Genomic DNA, 16,938 nt, shown 5'->3' with positions numbered 1-16,938 from the left:
AATGACGTACCTTATGAATGTAAACGTAACTGCCTGTACTGCGCTTGAGGGCGTACCCCTCAATATTCTCCTCGTCGATGATGACGAGGCCGCGCGTTATCTGGGGCAGCGGCTTATGCGCCCTTACGCCGACCGGGTGCAACTGCTGCTCGCCACCAACGGGCTGGAAGCGTTGCAACTGCTGCGGCGGCCCTCAATAGCGGGCTGCACCCTCGTGCTGCTGGATCTGAACATGCCCGTAATGGACGGATTCGAGTTTCTGGAGGAATACCAGACCTGGCCGGCTGAGCAGCAGCAGGATGTCCGGGTGATGGTCGTTTCGTCGTCGGAGCTGGCCGCTGACCGCCAGCGGGCCCAGGAACTGGGAGCAGGTTTCTTGCACAAGCCGCTTACCTCCAGTATGATAAATGAATTGCTGGTGCAATTTGGCGCAGCCTGAGTGGCAGCGGTGCTAGTAGAAATATAGCGTAAATTTGCGCTTTACATTATTCCGCTCTGGTTATGCCCCAACTAACCGCAATTCTGCTGGTTGATGACGACCCTTCCACTAATTTCTTAAACGAGTCGACGCTCTATGAGCTGCGGCTGACGGACAAGTACCTGACGGCCGGCAACGGGGAAGATGCGCTGCGCATTCTCAAGGAATACAGTGAGGTGGCTACTCCCGAAAAGCCCCTGTTGGTGCTGTTGGATATGGCCATGCCAGTAATGAACGGCATGGGTTTTCTGGAGGAGTTCCGCCGCTTACCCGCTTCCGTGCATGCCTCCACCATTATCGTGGTGCTGGCCGTGAGCATGACTTCCGCCGATCTGGGCCGTTTGGAAGAGTATCCGGTAGCTGGTACGGCCAGCAAGCCCCTCACCAAGGAAAAGCTTAGTCCGGTGCTGCAGCTCCACTTCAGCAAACAAAATAGCTAACCGCCGCCGAGTGCAAACAAACGCCGGGCTACCCGGTTAAGACAACCACGTAGCGGATATTCCCGTGTACTACTGCTCCGGAAGCTTGGCTGCCGGAGCAGTTTTGTTTTCCTTTTTTAGTTCACGTATATGGCCACTCCCAAAACCTGGTTTATTACCGGTGTCAGCACCGGTTTTGGTAAAGAATTAGCTGAGTACTGCCTGCAGCAGGGCGATTCCGTAGCCGCCACCTTCCGGAAGCCCGAGCAGGCCGAAGAGTTTAGCCGGAAAGACAGCAACCGGGCCCGGGGCTTCGTGTGCGATGTAGTACACGAACAGCAGGTGCAGCAAGCCGTGCAGGACGCCATCGGGTTCTTCGGCCATCTGGACGTGGTGGTAAACAACGCTGGCTATGGCTCGCTGGGCAGCATTGAGGAAATTGACGAAGCCGAGGTGCAGCGTCAGTTTGATGTAAACGTGTTTGGGCCGCTGCGGGTGCTGCGGGCCGTGCTGCCCCACCTGCGCGAGCGGCGCAGCGGATACGTACTCAACATTACCAGCATTGGGGGGCTGAAAACCTTTCCGGGCGTGGGTGTGTACAACGCCAGCAAGTTCGCTCTGGAAGCTATTGGCGAAAGCCTGGCCCAACAGGTAGCCCCCTTGGGTATCAAGGTAATCAACATTGAGCCCAGCGGTTTCCGCACCGAGTGGGCCGGCAGCTCGGCCACCTACGTGGATACCAACATTGAGGACTACCGCAGCACCGTGGGCGAAAACCTGAAAGGTATCCAGAGCTACAGCGGCAAGCAGCCCGGCGACCCGCAGCGGGCCGCTAAAATTATGTTCGACGTGGTGCGCCAGGAAAATCCGCCCCTGCACCTGCCGCTGGGCAAAGCGGCCGTGAAAGGAGCCCGCGAGAAATTCACGAAGCTGGTAGATGAATTGGCCGAAGTAGCCGACCTGGGCGACTCCGCCGACTATCCGGCCGGCGAGTAGCGCACGGTATAATGCACAAAAGCCGGCTGCCTATCACAGGCAGCCGGCTTTTGTGTACAGATACATCTCAGGTACATCTAAAACTTGGCTCCCACGCTCAGCTGAAACTCCCGAATGCGATACTCCGCATCGTAGGAGTAGCGGCCGTTCAGGTCGCCTTCGAAGTGAGAAGCACCCGGGATGAGCACGTTGTAGGGCGTATCGGATACGGTAGCCCCCAGCAAGAGCCGGTCGGTGGTGAAGTAGAGGCCGGGTTGAATGAAGGTGTAGCTATAGCCATCCTTGCTCAGGTTCACCATCTGGCCTATTGAAACGCCCGGCAGCAGCCGGCCCGACTGGCCCACCCGCACGGCATAGTGCAGCCCGAAATCAGCCCGGGCCCGGGTTAGCAGCCGGCTTATGTGGTCGTTGCCGAAGGCTGTTACAATACCGTTGCTGCCGGTTTGGGTGTAACCCGTGCGGTAATTCAGGTGCTGCATATCTAGGCCCACCGTGCCTGAGAGCAGCAGATGCTCGGATAGCGGCCGGAAGCCTTTCACATTCATGAAGCCCGAAAACGTGTTGCGGACCGTAACCCGCCGGTCGGTTTCCGGAAAAGCCGGTTGAGCGGTTGGAAAATAGCTGCCACCATACGATGTGGTGCGGAAGTCGCTGATTTTGGGGCCAGCTTCGAAATAAAAGCTCCATTTGGAGGAGTCCTGGGCGGTGGCGGAGTGCGCGAAACCTCCCAATGCGCCCAGCAGGGCAATAACAGTAAATGCTCGTTTCATAGCAGGCAGAAAGAAATAGAAGATGTAACTGCTCCTGCCAAGGATAGTGCCACCTTTGTTCTGCTGGCCGAAGAAAAAGTTCCTTTTTTTCTTAAAAAAAGTTGAAGAGCTGATAGTCAATTACTTTCCAACAGGCAAAGCTCGTCGCCAATCAGGATTGAAGCACAGGCTTAGCTGCATATTTTCATTTAATTCCGGCCGACCTTCCAGAGGCAGCTGCACGAACTGATTCAGGTAGCCCAGCTCCACGGCTGAAGCCTTGCTAATCTGGTAACCCACGCCCAGGTAAGCGCGGTTCTGCTGGAATAGCCGCCCGCCCGACCCACGGCCAAATCCCAGAAACACTTCGTTGGCAGCCACCGCGTAAGGCATGCCGTTGCTCAATTCCGGACCGAGCAATGGCAGCACCAGCTGCAGCTGGTAGCGCATTCGGTTCAGGTAAGTAAAGTCCTGCCCGGGCCGCAGCTGTACCCAGCGTTGCTCCAGGCGGTAGCGGTGGTGTAGCCGCAGCCGGCTTTTCGCGTCGTGTAGCTGCAGCTGCTGATATAGGCGGTGTTCTGCGCCGGTTGCGCCGGTGTAGGTATCGTCAGCCACTACCTGGGAATAGGCGTACCCTCCGGTCAGCACAAAATTGTCCGTGGCGTAATAGTTGGCCCCGCCCCGAAACACATTCTGGTAGCCCAGCTCGGAGGTGCGGGTACGCAGCACCTGCACCTCTGTATGCAGGCCCCACCGCTTACTCAGGCGGGCGTCGCTCAGGAACATCAGCCAGGCATTGTGGCGGGCTAGCGTAAGAGGGGAGGCAGTACGCTGCTGGGCCGTGCCCGGGTGTAGCAACAGCAACAGCAGGCTCGGCAGCAGCATCAGCCCCCGCATAAGCGGAGTAGATGTGTGCATAGAGTAATGTTACCAAATTGTTGCCTATGTTACCTAATTGTTAATGTTAAGTTTTAAGTGGTTCTCGATGAATGTTATAAGTTGACGGGTGAATACACAGGGAGAAGGAAAAACCGGGGCCGCTGGCTACAGCCCATTCTGCTTCTTGGTGCCCCGGATGGCCTGGGCTTCCAGCGGGTTTTCGGGCCAGTAATGCTTGGGGTAGCGCCCCCGTAACTCCTTGCGTACCTCAAAGTAGCTGCTGGTCCAGAAGCTGCGCAGGTCGCGCGTAACCTGAGCCGGACGGTAGCCGGGGCTGAGCAGGTGCAGGGTAAGCGGCACCCGGCCACCGGCCACCGTGGGTGTATCCAGCAGTCCAAACACCTCCTGCAGCCGCACAGCCAGCACTGGGGCCGCTGGCTCAGAGTAATCCAGTCGGATGTGGGAGCCGGTGGGTACTTCCAGGTGGGCGGGAGCCAGCCGGTCCAGCTCCTGGCGCTGGGCCCAGCCGTTGGGCAGCCGGCCCAGCAACGCTTCCTGAAAATCAACCCGGCTTAACTCCGCCATCGACTTTACCCCATGCAGGTAAGGTGCCAGCCACTCTTCCAGCTCCGCCAACAACGCTTCCTCCGATACCTCAGGCCAGTTGTCGGGGAAATGATGGTGCACAAACGCCAGCCGCTCCCGCAGCTGCTGCGCGGCCTCGCTCCACGGTAGGCGCGCAATTCCGCCCGCTCGGATGGCTCCTAGCAGTGCCCCTGTAATGGTAGCCGGCTCGGGATTCGGCAAATGCGTGTCGGAGAGCACCAGGGCCCCAAGGCGGCGCAGACGGCGGGCCGTTACGCGGCCGGCTGCGTCATCCCAGCGCACTTCATCCTGGGTATCTATCTGCTCGGCAAAATGCGTTTCCAGCTCCTGCCGGCTTAGCGGAGCCGCTAAACTGGCGCGGGGCTGGGCCGCAATACCATCCAGCGCGGCCACGGCAAAAAATACGTCCTGCTGCCCAAAGAACTCAGCTGGCAGAGTAGCTCGCTGTCCGCTGATGAGGCGTACCCGCTCCGGGGTTTCGCGCTGGGCCAGGCGGTCGGGGTAGGCCAGGGCGGCCAGTAGCCCGGCCACATCGGGCTCAATAGTACCTTTCGCACCGGACCGGTTACGCAGCACGGCGGCGGCTTCCCGCACCCGGCGCATGCCGGCCCCATCAGGTTGCAGGCCGGGCAGCGGAGCCCGGCCGGTATGCAAAGCTTCCAGGCGCAGCCGCAAATCAGGGGGACCAAAGGAGCCATCGGCGGGGCGCAGGATGTCGCGCTCCGTAAGTAGGGCCGCCAGGGCGCAGGCAGTAGCCCCATGCCCTATTTTCTGCCCCCGTACTACCACGTGAGCCAGTCGGGGAGCCAGGCCCAGGCCCGCCAAAGCCCGGCCGTGAGCCGTGGGCTGCCCGTTGGGTTGCAGTGCCTGCAGCCGTACCAGCAACTCGCGGGCCTGGGCCAGAGCCGGGGCGGGGGGCACATCCAGCCAGCGCAGGGCAGTGGCGTCATGAGCACCCCACAGCGCCAGCTCCAGCGCCAGCGGGCTTAGGTCGGCGGTGAGAATTTCGGGAGCCAGATGGTGGGGGAGGGCCTGGTATTCGGCTTCCGTCCAGAGGCGGTAACAGGTGCCGGGGCCCAAGCGGCCGGCCCGGCCCCGGCGCTGGTCGGCGGCGGCCTGGCTGACGGGCTCGGTGCCCAGGGTGGTGAGGCCGGTGCGGGGCTCAAAGCGCGGCACCCGGGCGTAGCCGCCATCCACTACAATGGTTACGCCCTCAATGGTAAGGCTGGTTTCAGCAATGCTGGTGGCCAGTACTACCTTGCGCCGGCCGGCGGGAGCGGGGCGCAGGGCGGCATCCTGCTGCTCGGCCGGTAGCTCCCCGTGCAGCACATGAATGTCAATGTGCCCGGGCAGGTCAGCCAGCTTGTCGGCCACGCGGCGCTGGTCGGCCAGGCCCGGCAGAAACACCAGCACGTCGCCGGTGGCATGGGTGTGCAGGGCCTCGCGGATGATGGCCGGCGTGAGGTCCTGAAGCTTTTCGTGAGGGCGGCTGGAAACAGTGGCGGCCCGGCGCGGGCTCAGGTAGTGCGTTTCGACCGGGAACATGCGGCCCAGACTGCGCACCACCGGTACCCCCAGCCAGGACCCCAGCCGCTCCACATCCAGCGTGGCCGACATTACCAGCAGCCGTAGATCGGGCCGGAGCACTTGTTGAGCGTCCAGGGCCAGGGCCAGCCCCAGGTCGGCCTGCAGGCTCCGCTCGTGAAATTCATCAAACAGCACGGCCGCCACGCCTTCCAGCGACGGGTCATCCTGCAGCTGGCGCGTCAGAATGACTTCCGTAACAACCTCGATGCGCGTTTTTGCCGAAACGTTGCTTTCCAGCCGCATGCGGTAGCCCACTGTCTGTCCTACCGGTTCACCCAGTAGCTGGGCCATGCGCGTGGCTGCCGCCCGTGCCGCTAGTCGCCGTGGCTCCAGCACCAGAATCCGGCCCTCATTGCGCCAATCGGCCTCCAGCAACGCCAGAGGGACTACCGTGGTTTTGCCCGCGCCGGGCGGTGCCTGCAGCACGGCCGTCGTCTGGTTATCCAGGGTGCGCAGCAATTCCGGCAGTGCCTCCAGAATAGGTAGCTGCAGAAGGTGGAGGTAATCGGGCAGGGAAGAGGACGCCATAGCAAACGAATAATACTTGCGGCGGCAAAATTGGTTAAAGCCCCACCAACTCTCGCCGAAGACATGCGGATAGCCGGTGAACAACAGTTGGAATAGTAATTAACAAGGGTGGGATAATATTTTTATGTCGATATGTATAAATTTTAGTCTGAAAAATTACAGATTTGCGAAACGCGGACAATCAGCTCTGAACTGATTCTGTTCATTTATTTCCCCTATTCACTCCATGACAACACACCTACTCCGTCGCATTCTGTGCATATGGCTTCTGGCCGTATGTGCCCCACTCCTGAGCCTGGCCCAGGGGCCGGCCGTACTGGACGCGCCTCCATCCCCGCCGCTTACCTGGTTTATCAAGCAGGGGCCGGAGATGGTAGTGCGCCGTGGTACCGTAGTGATGGCCATGGACCGGGACGTGGTGCTGGCCAACGGGGCCCGCATCAGCCACGCTGACGGGAAAGTAGAGTTGCTGACCGGGGGGAGTATGCCCCTGCGCGACGGGGAAGCCATGAGCCAGAACGGAGAATTAGTAGGAAGCCAGCGGGCTCAGCAAATGGGGCTTACCCCGGCGGCTGTCAACATGCGTCGGAATGCTCCTGTAGCGGCTCCTGCGGCGGCGGCTGCCCCTGTTGCCGTTGCTGCGGCGGCTCCTGCTGTTACAACACCGTTCACTTACCAGCCATCAGTACCCGTTGAGGGCAAGCTGAAGGGGGTGATAGAGCTGGGAGCCAGTGGCTTCAATTCGTTTATAATCCGAGTGGATAAGCAGCAGAACTGGAAGCTGGAAAAGGCTGATTTCGGGACCAGCCTGGTATTCGAGAACCTGGCTACCGACGATGATGTGCGCAAAGGATTGAAAGGCTACATCGGGCAGATGCTGGACTTTGGCGTAGGTGGCCGCGACATCCACTTCGTGGTGAGCTCCGGGGCTACCATGGCCGATGTAACCCGCCGGATTGTGCGTACGCTTAAGGAACTGGGCTACGTGGTTAACACGGTAACCCCCGAGCAGGAAGGCGCACTGGCCCTGAAAGCGGCCCTCCCACCTCTTTTTACGGGGAAGGCGTTCGTGGCCGATATCGGCTCAGGCAACACCAAACTATCGTGGCTGCAAAACGGCCTGCCGGCCGCCCTTGATTCGTATGGGGCCAAATATTACCAGAAAGGCATCACCGACGCAGCCGTAACCCAGGATATTACCGACAATGCCCGGCAGGTGCCCGCCGAGCTGCGTCAGACCTGCTTTATCATCGGGGGGGTACCCTATGAGCTTGCCAAAGCCAGCCGCCAGGGCAAAGAGCGCTACACCGTGCTGAAAGCCCCGGCTGCCTATGCCGAGCTGCCCGGCGCTAAAATCAAATCGGGCGTTAACATCTATAAAGCCTTGGCCGATGCCACCGGCTGCCAGCAGTTTGTTTTCGACTGGGACGCCAACTTTACTATTGGCTACTTGCTGAACATGCCGTAATTCAGGCTAGTAGCATCTGCACAACGTGCGCTATACCAGCCGGTTCGGAATATTCCGGGCCGGCTGGTGCAGTTTATGCGGTGGCCGCTTAGTACACTGGTACCGATGGATCAACCTGCACACTCCAGGCATGAATACCACCGCGCAGATTCAGCAGGTTAGTCAGCTCGTGGCGGTGCTGCAGGTAGGCCAGGGCCTGCATGGAGCGCACGCCGTGGTGGCAGATGAGCACGGTGGGCCGGTCGGGGTCAATTTCCTCGGCACGGCGGGCCAGCTCCCCCAGCGGAATCAACTGGCTGCCCTCAATGCGGCAGTAGGCAAATTCCTCGGGCTGGCGCACGTCAATGAGCTGAATATCCTCGCCGCTTTGGAGGCGGGCGTGCAGGTCGGAGGCGGTGAGTTCAGGTAGCATAGCAGCCGTAGGGGATGGGAAAGTGCCGGAGAAGCTGCAAAATTACCCGGCTACTCGTTAGCTTTGACCATGCGGGTGGCCTGAACCGGGGATTTTGCTTCGGGACCCCGCCCATTACTGGTCTTTCTGTGGTGCAGTCGTTTTACGAGTTCTGGAAGGCCGCTGCTGGCGGCAGTCCGCTGGAATGGGTGGCCGTCCTTACCGGCTTTGCCTGCGTGTGGCTGGCCGCGCGGGAGTCGCTCTGGAATTTCCCGGTAGCCATTATCAGCTGCGCGCTGTACGTGTTGGTGTATTACCAGGCCGGGCTGTATTCCGATGGGTTCCTGCAAATCTGGTTTATTGGACTAAGCGTGTACGGCTGGTACCAATGGCTGTACGGGGGGCGCAACGAAACCAAACTGGCCGTGTCGCGCACCCGGCCCGCGGAGTGGCTGGGGTGCCTGCTGTTTGTGGCCGCGTATACCCTGGGGGCCGGCTACTACCTGCAGCACCACACCGATGCCGCCCTGCCGCATTGGGATGCGCTTACCACCGCCATCAGCTTAGCAGCCCAGTATCTGTTGATGCGCAAGCGGCTGGAAAACTGGTGGCTCTGGATTGTAGTGGATATTATATACGTGCCTATTCTCTGGTATAAACACCTGTACCCCACCAGCGCCCTCTACGCTTTGTACCTGGGGCTGGCCGTGTACGGCTACTGGGAATGGCGCCGGGCCTTGCGGCAGGAGCAGGCCGCCTTGTCGGGGGCGGCGTAAGCCGTATATTTCGTCCTTCACCGCTGATTACTTCCCCTCACGTGCTGCGCGTTGCCCTTACCGGACCCGAATCGACGGGCAAAACTACTCTGAGCCGCCTGCTGGCTGAACACTACACCACCACCTGGGCCCCTGAATACGCGCGTTACTACCTGGAGCAGCACGGCCCCGGCTACTCCCTCGCCGATCTGGAGCGCATTGCCCGCGGCCAGCTCCGCGCCGAGCAGAACGCCCTGCAGGCCGCGCAGTTGCAGGGCCGCCCCATCATATTCTGCGACACGGATTTGCTGGTCATTAAAATCTGGGCCGAGCATGCTTTTGGTGTGTGTCCGCAGTGGATTCTGGAGCAGATTGAGCAGCAGCAGTACGATTTGGTGTTGCTGCTGAACGTGGATTTGCCCTGGGAGCCGGATCCGCTGCGGGAACACCCGCACCACCGCCAGTATTTCTACGATTTGTACCTGCGCGAGCTGCGGGAGCAGATGTCCAACTTTGCCGAAATCAGTGGCAGCCCCACTGAGCGGCTGGAGCAGGCCTGCTTTCACGTGGATACCCTGCTGGGCAAAACCGGCTACTGGCGGGCCCCGGCCACCCTACGGGTTTAACCTTCGGAGCCGGCTTGCCGTTGGGGAGGCTGGCTGCCACTCCCTCCCCCTATGCTCTACACCCTCGAAAACGACTTGTGCCGCGTGGCCGTGGATACCCACGGAGCCGAGCTGCACAGCTTTGTGCGCAAAGACCTCCAAGATCTGGAATACATCTGGCCCGCCGAGGCCGCCCACTGGAACCGCCACGCCCCGGTGCTGTTCCCCATTGTGGGCCGCCTTCCGCAGGACATGTACTACTACCGGGGCCAGGACTACCGCCTCACCCAGCACGGCTTCGCCCGCGACCAGGAGTTTCAACTGCTGCACCAGGGCCCGGCCGAACTGACGTTTGAGCTGCGCGACACCGAGGCCACGCGTCAGCACTACCCGTTTGCGTTTGCCCTGCGCATCAGCTACCGGCTGGCGGGCCCCACGCTCACCATTGGCTGGGAGGTTGAAAATCCCGGCTCTGAGGAATTGCTGTTCAGCATTGGGGCCCACCCGGCCTTCCGCTGCCCGCTGCTGCCCGAGGAAACCTTCGAGGACTATGAATTTGTGTTCGACCAGCCCGTAACTTTGCAGCGGCATTTGCTGGATGGTGGGCTGCTCACGGGCCACACCGCGCCCGTGCTGGAGCAGCACACTACCTTGCCGCTCAGCTACGCGCTGTTTGCCCAGGATGCGCTGGTGTTTAAGCACTTCGATTTCACCCACCTCACGCTGCGCAGCCGCCGCTCGGGCCGCGCGGTGCGGGTGCGCTTCGATGGGTTTCCGTACCTGGGCCTCTGGACCAAAGGACCCGGCGCGCCGTTCGTGTGCATTGAGCCCTGGCACGGCATTGCCAGCTCCACCACCGGCTCCCGGGAGCTAGCCGATAAGGAAGGAATTCTGCATCTGCGGCCCGGCCAGCAGTTTATTACCTCGCATAGCATCACCGTTGAGTAACCTCTTCATGACCTCCGAAATTACCATCCGCCCCATTAAGGCGGCCGAAACCTACCCGCTGCGCCACGAAGTGCTGTGGCCCCAGGAATCCATCGACTACGTACGCCTGAACCAGGACGAGCAAGGCCACCACTACGGAGCCTTCCGCAATGGTAAGCTCGTATCGGTGATTTCCTTGTTTATGGATGGCAGCGTAGCCCGGTTCCGCAAATTTGCCACCCGCCCCGACTGCCAGGGCCAGGGCATTGGCTCCCAGCTGATGCGCCGGGTGCTGGACGATGCCCGCCAGAAAGGGGCCCAGCGCATCTGGTGCGACGCCCGCGCCGTGAACGAAAACTTCTACCGGGCCTTTGGCCTGGAGCCCGAAGGCAACCGCTTCTACCGCGGCACCATCCCCTACATCCGCATGGCCAAGGATTTGTAGGCTGCAGAGTTGAGAAGTTAGAGTTTAGAAGTTAGAGCTCAGAAGGGAGAAGGGAGCCCTTCGTTCTGGCAATGCGCCGATAGAACGAAAGGCTCCCTTCTCCCTTCTGAGCTCTAACTTCTGGATTCTATACTTCCACCGGGCGGCGGTTGTAGTCCGGCTCCCAGTCGTTGATGGGGCGGGAAATACCGGGGGGCAGGTCGAAGTCGGGCAGGCCGTCATCCAGCGGTTCGCCCCCGTCGTCGTCACTGTCGGGGGTGGGGGGAATGCGCTGGCGGCGGCGCGGAAATGCCAGCAGCAAGCCAACGAATACCAGGGCAACAAACAGGTAGAGTAAACCGGAAGAGAGCATGGCAGGATGGGCAGAGGTGCAACAGCAAGCCGAAAAAAAGAACCGGCCCTTTGGGCAAGAAACGGTAGCGCAGGCCGGGTTGTTTTGGTAGTGCCAGATTTTATGCGGACAACTACCAGGGTTAGCTAATTTACTTGATTGTCAAGAAATAAAGTAGCGTTTGAGCAGCAATTTGTGCGCTTGTTGCTGGCTTGTGTACCCGGGTGAAATGGTGGGCAGTTGAGGACACATTGGAGGCTTTTTGGAGCGAAATAGCCAGGATGAACGGGTAAGGCCTCGCAAAACCCAAACTCCCGCTTACCTTTGCGGCATAGTTTAGGGGTGCCCTCCTGCACAGGATGGCTGAGATCATACCCATTGAACCTGCCCGGGTAATGCCGGCGAAGGGAACAAACGATCCGCGAACGAAAAACCTTAGGGTGCCGACCCCTGGCACCGGGTCCGTTCCACCTTTTCCATTTTCACCAGTGAAAAGTTTAGTATTTACCGGAGTAGCCTTGCTGGCCGCTACCGGAGCGGCATGGGCGCAAGGGCCCGTGTCGGGTGCAGTGCTGGATGCCCGTACGGGCGTGGCCCTGCCCAATGCCACCGTATTGCTGGACGGCGTAGCCGTGGCCGCTTCCACGGATGGCACCTTTACCCTGCCGGCCGTGGCCGCGGGTGTGCACGAGCTGCGTATCACGTTTGTGGGCTACGAGCCGCTGGTGCAGCGCCTGGAAGGCCAGGCTGGCCCCCGGCAACTGCGCCTACAGCTGCAGCCCGGCGGCGTGCTTACCGGTGAGGCCCTGGTAACGGCCTCCCGCGCCAACGAGCGCACCGCCACGGCCTACACCAACCTCAGCAAGGAAGACCTGGAAAAGCGCAACTTCGGCCAGGATATTCCCTACCTGCTCGACCAGACGCCCTCCGTGGTGGTCAACTCCGACGCCGGCAACGGCGTGGGCTACACCGGCATCCGAGTGCGGGGCACGGGCATTGAGGGCATTAACGTAACGGTGAACGGCGTGCCGCTGAACGATGCGGAAAGCCACGGCGCGTTCTTCGTGAACCTGCCCGACCTGGCTTCCAGCACCAGCAGCCTGCAGGTGCAGCGGGGCGTGGGCACCAGCCAGAACGGCAGCGCCGCCTTCGGGGCCTCACTTAACCTGAGCACCCTGGAAAGCCGCCCGCAGGCCTACGCGGAAAGCCAGAACACGTACGGCTCCTTCAACACCTGGAAAAACAACGTGCAGTTCGGCACCGGCCTTATCAACGGCCGCTTCACCGTGGATGGTCGCCTGTCGCGCATCAGCTCCGATGGCTATATGGTGCGCGGGGCTTCCGATTTGAAATCGTACTACCTGGCCGCCGGCTACCAGCAGAAGAATACGCTGCTCAAATTCATCACCTTCTCGGGCCGGGAGAAAACCTACCAGGCCTGGAACGGGGTGCCTGAGCCGGCCCTCACCCGCAACGCCGCCGGTCTGCAGCAGTACGTGGACAACTACGAGCTGAGCCCCGAGGATGCCGCCCGCGCCCTGCGCGAAGGCCGCCGCTACGCCTACTACACCTACGACAACCAGACCGACAACTACCAGCAAAACCACTACCAGCTCCACCTCACCCAGGGCCTGGGACGTAATTGGAATATGGCCGCCGCCGCCCACCTCACCCGGGGCTTCGGCTACTACGAGAGCTTCCGGGCCAACCGCAAACTGGCCGACTACAACCTGCCCGACGTAGTATTAGGCACCGCGCCTAACACGACCACCATCAAGCGCACCGACCTGGTGGACCGCAAATGGCTGGATAACTACTTCTTTGGCGGCATCTTTGCGCTGAACTACCAGCCCGCCGACGGCAAGGTGCAGGCTACGCTGGGCGGGGGCTGGAACCGCTTCCTCAACGACCATTACGGCGAGGTTATCTGGGCGCGCTACGCCTCCACGGGCAATATCCGCCACCGTTCCTACTTCAACGACGCCACCAAAACCGACTACAACGCCTACGCCCGCGCCATCTGGCAGGCTGCGGAAAAGCTGAGCGTGTACGCCGACGTGCAGGTGCGCCGCATCAACTACGAGCTGGGCGGCATTGAGGACAAGCAGGTGCCCGTATCGGCCAAGGCCGATTACACCTTCTTCAATCCCAAAGCCGGCCTCACCTGGCAGCTCACGGCCGGCCAGACGCTGTACGCCAGCTACGCCGTGGCTCACCGGGAGCCCGTGCGCTCCGACTTCACCGACCGCCCCCTGAACGACGCCGGGCCTAAAGCCGAGCAGCTCCACGACCTGGAAGGCGGCTACCGCCTCAACCGCACCGTGAACAATCAGGTGCTACGCGCCGAAATCAACGGCTTCTACATGCGCTACCGCAACCAGCTGGTGAATACCGGCCAGTTGAACGATGTAGGCACGCCCTTGCGCACCAACGCCCCCCGCAGCTACCGGGCCGGCGTGGAGCTGACGGGTGCCTACCAGCCGCTCACGTGGCTGAGCCTGAGCAGCACCTTCACCCTGAGCCGCAACCGCATTCTGGACTACCGCGCCGTCACGTACGACAAGGACTATAACCCGGTACTAGCCTCCGAGGGTCGCACCACTACCATTTCCTATTCGCCCAGCGCCGTATCGGCGCACACGGTGGAGGTGATGCCGGTGAAGGGCCTGCGCGCGGCCCTGCTCTACAAAACCGTGAGCCGCCAGTATCTGGATAACACGGAGTCGGGCAACAAGGCCATTGCCGCCTACCAGGTGCTCGACCTGCGCCTGCGCTATACCGTGCAGCCCCGGTTTATGCGGGAACTGGAGCTGGGCTTGCTGGTGAATAACCTGCTCAACCGGGAGTATGTGGCCAACGGCTACACCTACGGCTACCCCGATGCCACTGGCCAGCAGCTCACCTTCAACTATTACTACCCCCAAGCTACCCGCAACTTCCTGGCCTCGGTGGGCGTGAAGTTCTAAGCCACTACATGCTGTCATGCCGAGCGTAGCGAGGAACCTGGAGTAACTATCAGCTGGTAAACTCAGATTTCTCACTTCGCTCGAAATGACAACATCGCAAACTAAAACCGCTTCATTGCCAGGATTTTTTGCGAATAGATTAGCGAAACGCTATTTTTCGGCATACGCTTTGCGATGAAGCGGTAGTGAATTTTCCCGACCGGAAATCTGCCTTCTGGTCGTTTTGTGGGCGTAGTGCCGTGTGAGCCGGCTTCTGGCATTCCCGAGCCATCCGCTCCGCCCTCCGAAAACCCTGACTGGTCCCCTTGCCGGTCAGGGTTTTTTGGTGCCCGGAACCCGGGGCCAGGCCTGCCGGTTGTCCGTAGTGGAATTCCTATCTTTGGGCATCATTCCCACCCACCTACTATCATGTCTTCAGAAACCGACGTACTGTCCACCAAGGCCCAGGTGCAGCGCAACAAAGGCTCCCTGAATGCCGCCGGCTTCACCGATTACTACGACATCGACGAGCTGCTCACTGAGGAGCACAAGCTCATCCGTCAGAGCATCCGCGACTTTGTGAAGCGCGAAATCAGCCCCAACATTGAGAAGTGGGCCCAGCAGGCGCATTTCCCGTCGGAAATCGTGCGCAAGTTTGGCGAGGTGGGCGCGTTTGGCCCCACCATCCCCACCGAGTACGGCGGCGGCGGCCTCGATTACATCAGCTACGGCCTGATCATGCAGGAAATTGAGCGCGGCGACTCCGGCATGCGTTCCACCGCCTCGGTGCAGGGCTCTTTGGTGATGTTCCCCATCTACCAATACGGCTCCGAGGAGCAGCGCCGCAAGTACCTGCCCAAGCTGGCCTCCGGCGAGTGGCTGGGCTGCTTCGGCCTCACTGAGCCCGACCACGGCTCGAACCCCGGCGGCATGACCACCACCATCAAGGACATGGGCGACTATTACCTGCTCAACGGGGCCAAGCTCTGGATCAGCAACTCGCCCCAGAGTCAGGTAGCCGTGGTATGGGCCAAGGACGACAACGGCCGCATTCGGGGCGTTATCGTGGAGCAGGGTATGGAAGGCTTCACGGCCCCCGAAATCCACAACAAGTGGAGCCTGCGCGCCAGCATCACCGGCGAGCTGGTGTTCGACAATGTGAAGGTGCCCAAGGAAAACATCCTGCCCAACATCGACGGCCTCAAAGGCCCCCTGAGCTGCCTCGATTCGGCCCGCTACGGCATTGCCTGGGGCGCCATCGGCGTGGCTATCGACTGCTACGAGTCGGCCCTGAAGTACTCTTTGCAGCGGGAGCAGTTCGGCAAGCCCATTGCCTCGTTCCAGCTGCAGCAGAAAAAGCTGGCCGAAATGATTACCGAAATTACCAAGGCCCAGCTGCTGGTGTGGCGCCTGGGCATGCTTAAAAACGCCGGCAAAGCCACCTCGGCCCAGATTTCGATGGCCAAGCGCAACTCGGTGGAAATAGCCCTGCACATTGCCCGCGAAGCCCGCCAGATTCACGGCGGCATGGGCATTACCGGCGAGTATCCCATCATGCGCCACATGATGAACCTGGAGTCGGTGGTAACCTACGAGGGCACCCACGACATCCACCTGCTCATCACCGGGGCGGATATCACCGGCATTCAGGCGTTTAAATAAACCGTCGCTCGCGTATCTTCAAACGGCCGTTCTGCTGGGCAGGGCGGCTGTTTTTTTATAGTAGGTCTGTTATGGAAGCCGATGTAGCCGAATACTTAATCAAGTACTATTCCTCGCTGCTAACTGATACAGAGCGTGTGGCGCTGAAGCACGTGCAGCACAACGAAAAGCTTCTGGCAAACGAGGATACAGAGTCCCGGGAGCGTATGCGACGAATGTACCTGCGCATGGCATGGCTGACAAGTGATAAGCGGGCCTTGGCACTATTACAGAATGGCCAGGATATGTTTATTCAGCGGGCTGCTCAGCGGATATATGCGGATAACGGCGGAGGGCAATTGCTCAATAACTGTCCGGCTTGTAATCGGTTAGCGCGTACACCTCAGGCCCGGCAGTGCCGATACTGTAATTTTGACTGGCATTGATGCTATTAAGCGACCCACAAACCACTACCCGCCGATTCCTGAGTGCCGCGTTATTGCTGCTGGTTGTGTTTAGTGCGGTGCATCTGCGGCTGGCATATCCACCGCCACCGAAGCCGGTGGTGGTACGGCAGTGGGCCAGTATGCGCCCGTTGATTCCGGATAGTGTGTTGTACGACTTTGTGCGACAGTTATTAGCGCAGGCAGATGCTGAGCCACCTGGCCCACTCTCTAAACATCCGGCTTCGTTTTGGATCAGCCGGGTTCTGTTTGAGCATGCGCCAATCATGTTGAACGTGCCACAGGTGATGGATACTGACTTCCGGTACCGCTATGGCGAAGAATCCGCCCCGATACTCGAGCAACTGTATGCTGAGCGTATTCTTTCAGCAGCGGATACGGCATTTATGCGCCAGCAAGTCGCACGCTCCACGGATTTTCGATTAGAGTCTCGTTTCCTGCCTGCCTGCAAAATTATTTCGGTTGAGTTGTTGAGGCGACGTATGAAGCGACCTGGTATTCCAAACGCTGATTTCTTTACCGCAATAGACCATTTGAAGCGTGCGTATCGCACTGAGCATGTTTCCTTTTTGAGTGCGCCGCTGTTTTCACGTGATGGCCGTTACGCAGTAGTAACCGTTACGTTAGATATTGGTATTTTCTGTGGTGTCGGGAATAGGCTAACGCTGGTTATGTATAAAAAGCAGGGGCACTGGTTTCCTTTCCAAATCATTACCGACTAACT

16 protein-coding genes are annotated in these 16,938 nt (G+C 60.1%); 11 read left to right on the top strand and 5 right to left on the bottom strand.

What is annotated here, in order from left to right; translation table 11 throughout:
* Nucleotide 1 precedes the first annotated feature (1 nt).
* The 3 genes from ACN19L_RS08615 (at nucleotide 2) to ACN19L_RS08605 (ending at nucleotide 1,893) form a co-directional block, all read left to right on the top strand.
* Nucleotides 2-439 (top strand): response regulator, encoded by a 438-nt coding sequence (locus tag ACN19L_RS08615; RefSeq protein WP_426493108.1) that lies wholly within the window; start codon nucleotides 2-4, stop codon nucleotides 437-439.
* Between the two features lie 62 nt (nucleotides 440-501).
* Entirely contained in the window at nucleotides 502-918 is a 417-nt protein-coding gene (locus tag ACN19L_RS08610; protein WP_426493107.1) for a response regulator, read from the top strand.
* A gap of 129 nt (nucleotides 919-1,047) precedes the next feature.
* Entirely contained in the window at nucleotides 1,048-1,893 is an 846-nt protein-coding gene (locus ACN19L_RS08605) for an oxidoreductase (RefSeq protein ID WP_426493106.1), read from the top strand.
* 77 nt (nucleotides 1,894-1,970) lie between these two features.
* On the opposite strand, the gene ACN19L_RS08600 is transcribed toward ACN19L_RS08605, so the two are convergent.
* The 3 genes from ACN19L_RS08600 to hrpB form a co-directional block, all read right to left on the bottom strand.
* On the bottom strand, nucleotides 1,971-2,663 hold the full coding sequence (locus tag ACN19L_RS08600) for a hypothetical protein (protein WP_426493105.1): 693 nt from the start codon (nucleotides 2,661-2,663) through the stop codon (nucleotides 1,971-1,973).
* Nucleotides 2,664-2,783: 120 nt separating this feature from the next.
* A complete protein-coding gene (locus ACN19L_RS08595; RefSeq protein ID WP_426493104.1) occupies nucleotides 2,784-3,560 on the bottom strand; it encodes a DUF2490 domain-containing protein in 777 nt (258 codons plus the stop codon).
* A 126-nt stretch (nucleotides 3,561-3,686) separates the two neighbouring features.
* Nucleotides 3,687-6,242: an ATP-dependent helicase HrpB gene (gene hrpB, locus ACN19L_RS08590; protein WP_426493103.1), complete on the bottom strand. Its 2,556-nt coding sequence runs from the start codon at nucleotides 6,240-6,242 to the stop codon at nucleotides 3,687-3,689.
* A gap of 226 nt (nucleotides 6,243-6,468) precedes the next feature.
* On the opposite strand from hrpB, the gene ACN19L_RS08585 reads away from it, so the two are divergent.
* The gene (locus ACN19L_RS08585) at nucleotides 6,469-7,710 is read left to right on the top strand and encodes a DUF6799 domain-containing protein (protein WP_426493102.1); all 1,242 of its coding nucleotides are present in this window, start codon (nucleotides 6,469-6,471) and stop codon (nucleotides 7,708-7,710) included.
* 88 nt (nucleotides 7,711-7,798) lie between these two features.
* Here ACN19L_RS08585 and ACN19L_RS08580 read toward each other — a convergent pair whose 3' ends face one another.
* Entirely contained in the window at nucleotides 7,799-8,122 is a 324-nt protein-coding gene (locus tag ACN19L_RS08580; protein ID WP_426493101.1) for a rhodanese-like domain-containing protein, read from the bottom strand.
* 128 nt (nucleotides 8,123-8,250) lie between these two features.
* Between ACN19L_RS08580 and pnuC the strand changes: the two genes are divergently transcribed.
* Genes pnuC through ACN19L_RS08560 form a run of 4 tightly spaced genes read left to right on the top strand, consistent with a single transcriptional unit; the run spans nucleotide 8,251 to nucleotide 10,833 of the window.
* Entirely contained in the window at nucleotides 8,251-8,877 is a 627-nt protein-coding gene (pnuC, locus tag ACN19L_RS08575) for a nicotinamide riboside transporter PnuC (RefSeq protein ID WP_426493100.1), read from the top strand.
* A gap of 41 nt (nucleotides 8,878-8,918) precedes the next feature.
* Nucleotides 8,919-9,482, top strand: coding sequence for an AAA family ATPase (locus tag ACN19L_RS08570; RefSeq protein ID WP_426493099.1), 564 nt, complete (start codon nucleotides 8,919-8,921; stop codon nucleotides 9,480-9,482).
* Between the two features lie 51 nt (nucleotides 9,483-9,533).
* Nucleotides 9,534-10,409, top strand: a complete 876-nt coding sequence (locus tag ACN19L_RS08565; protein ID WP_426493098.1) for an aldose 1-epimerase family protein — start codon at nucleotides 9,534-9,536, stop codon at nucleotides 10,407-10,409.
* A gap of 7 nt (nucleotides 10,410-10,416) precedes the next feature.
* Nucleotides 10,417-10,833, top strand: a complete 417-nt coding sequence (locus ACN19L_RS08560) for a GNAT family N-acetyltransferase (RefSeq protein ID WP_426493097.1) — start codon at nucleotides 10,417-10,419, stop codon at nucleotides 10,831-10,833.
* 127 nt (nucleotides 10,834-10,960) lie between these two features.
* Here the strand turns inward: ACN19L_RS08560 and ACN19L_RS08555 are convergent, their stop codons facing one another.
* Nucleotides 10,961-11,185 carry a hypothetical protein gene (locus ACN19L_RS08555; protein ID WP_226270079.1) on the bottom strand — a complete coding sequence of 75 codons (225 nt, stop codon included), beginning with the start codon at nucleotides 11,183-11,185 and terminating at the stop codon, nucleotides 10,961-10,963.
* Nucleotides 11,186-11,652: 467 nt separating this feature from the next.
* Here ACN19L_RS08555 and ACN19L_RS08550 point away from each other — a divergent pair, with 467 nt between their 5' ends.
* The 3 genes from ACN19L_RS08550 (at nucleotide 11,653) to ACN19L_RS08540 (ending at nucleotide 16,936) form a co-directional block, all read left to right on the top strand.
* The gene (locus tag ACN19L_RS08550; protein WP_426493096.1) at nucleotides 11,653-14,130 is read left to right on the top strand and encodes a TonB-dependent receptor; all 2,478 of its coding nucleotides are present in this window, start codon (nucleotides 11,653-11,655) and stop codon (nucleotides 14,128-14,130) included.
* Nucleotides 14,131-14,538: 408 nt separating this feature from the next.
* Nucleotides 14,539-15,771, top strand: coding sequence for an acyl-CoA dehydrogenase family protein (locus ACN19L_RS08545; protein WP_426493095.1), 1,233 nt, complete (start codon nucleotides 14,539-14,541; stop codon nucleotides 15,769-15,771).
* Nucleotides 15,772-16,195: 424 nt separating this feature from the next.
* Nucleotides 16,196-16,936, top strand: a complete 741-nt coding sequence (locus tag ACN19L_RS08540; protein ID WP_426493094.1) for a hypothetical protein — start codon at nucleotides 16,196-16,198, stop codon at nucleotides 16,934-16,936.
* Nucleotides 16,937-16,938 lie beyond the last annotated feature (2 nt).

This window comes from Hymenobacter sp. 102 (assembly GCF_049949205.1).
Lineage (GTDB): Bacteria > Bacteroidota > Bacteroidia > Cytophagales > Hymenobacteraceae > Hymenobacter.
This window is presented reverse-complemented; position numbering and strand designations above follow the sequence as displayed.

Coding starts and splice junctions, on each gene's coding strand:
- ACN19L_RS08605 (WP_426493106.1), top strand. CDS start 1,048: ATGGCCACTCCCAAAACCTGGTTTATTACCGGTGTCAGCACCGGTTTT.
- ACN19L_RS08545 (WP_426493095.1), top strand. CDS start 14,539: ATGTCTTCAGAAACCGACGTACTGTCCACCAAGGCCCAGGTGCAGCGC.
- ACN19L_RS08600 (WP_426493105.1), bottom strand. CDS start 2,663: ATGAAACGAGCATTTACTGTTATTGCCCTGCTGGGCGCATTGGGAGGT.
- ACN19L_RS08610 (WP_426493107.1), top strand. CDS start 502: ATGCCCCAACTAACCGCAATTCTGCTGGTTGATGACGACCCTTCCACT.
- ACN19L_RS08560 (WP_426493097.1), top strand. CDS start 10,417: ATGACCTCCGAAATTACCATCCGCCCCATTAAGGCGGCCGAAACCTAC.
- hrpB (WP_426493103.1), bottom strand. CDS start 6,242: ATGGCGTCCTCTTCCCTGCCCGATTACCTCCACCTTCTGCAGCTACCT.
- ACN19L_RS08585 (WP_426493102.1), top strand. CDS start 6,469: ATGACAACACACCTACTCCGTCGCATTCTGTGCATATGGCTTCTGGCC.
- ACN19L_RS08540 (WP_426493094.1), top strand. CDS start 16,196: ATGCTATTAAGCGACCCACAAACCACTACCCGCCGATTCCTGAGTGCC.
- ACN19L_RS08615 (WP_426493108.1), top strand. CDS start 2: ATGACGTACCTTATGAATGTAAACGTAACTGCCTGTACTGCGCTTGAG.
- ACN19L_RS08555 (WP_226270079.1), bottom strand. CDS start 11,185: ATGCTCTCTTCCGGTTTACTCTACCTGTTTGTTGCCCTGGTATTCGTT.
- ACN19L_RS08580 (WP_426493101.1), bottom strand. CDS start 8,122: ATGCTACCTGAACTCACCGCCTCCGACCTGCACGCCCGCCTCCAAAGC.
- ACN19L_RS08565 (WP_426493098.1), top strand. CDS start 9,534: ATGCTCTACACCCTCGAAAACGACTTGTGCCGCGTGGCCGTGGATACC.
- ACN19L_RS08595 (WP_426493104.1), bottom strand. CDS start 3,560: ATGCACACATCTACTCCGCTTATGCGGGGGCTGATGCTGCTGCCGAGC.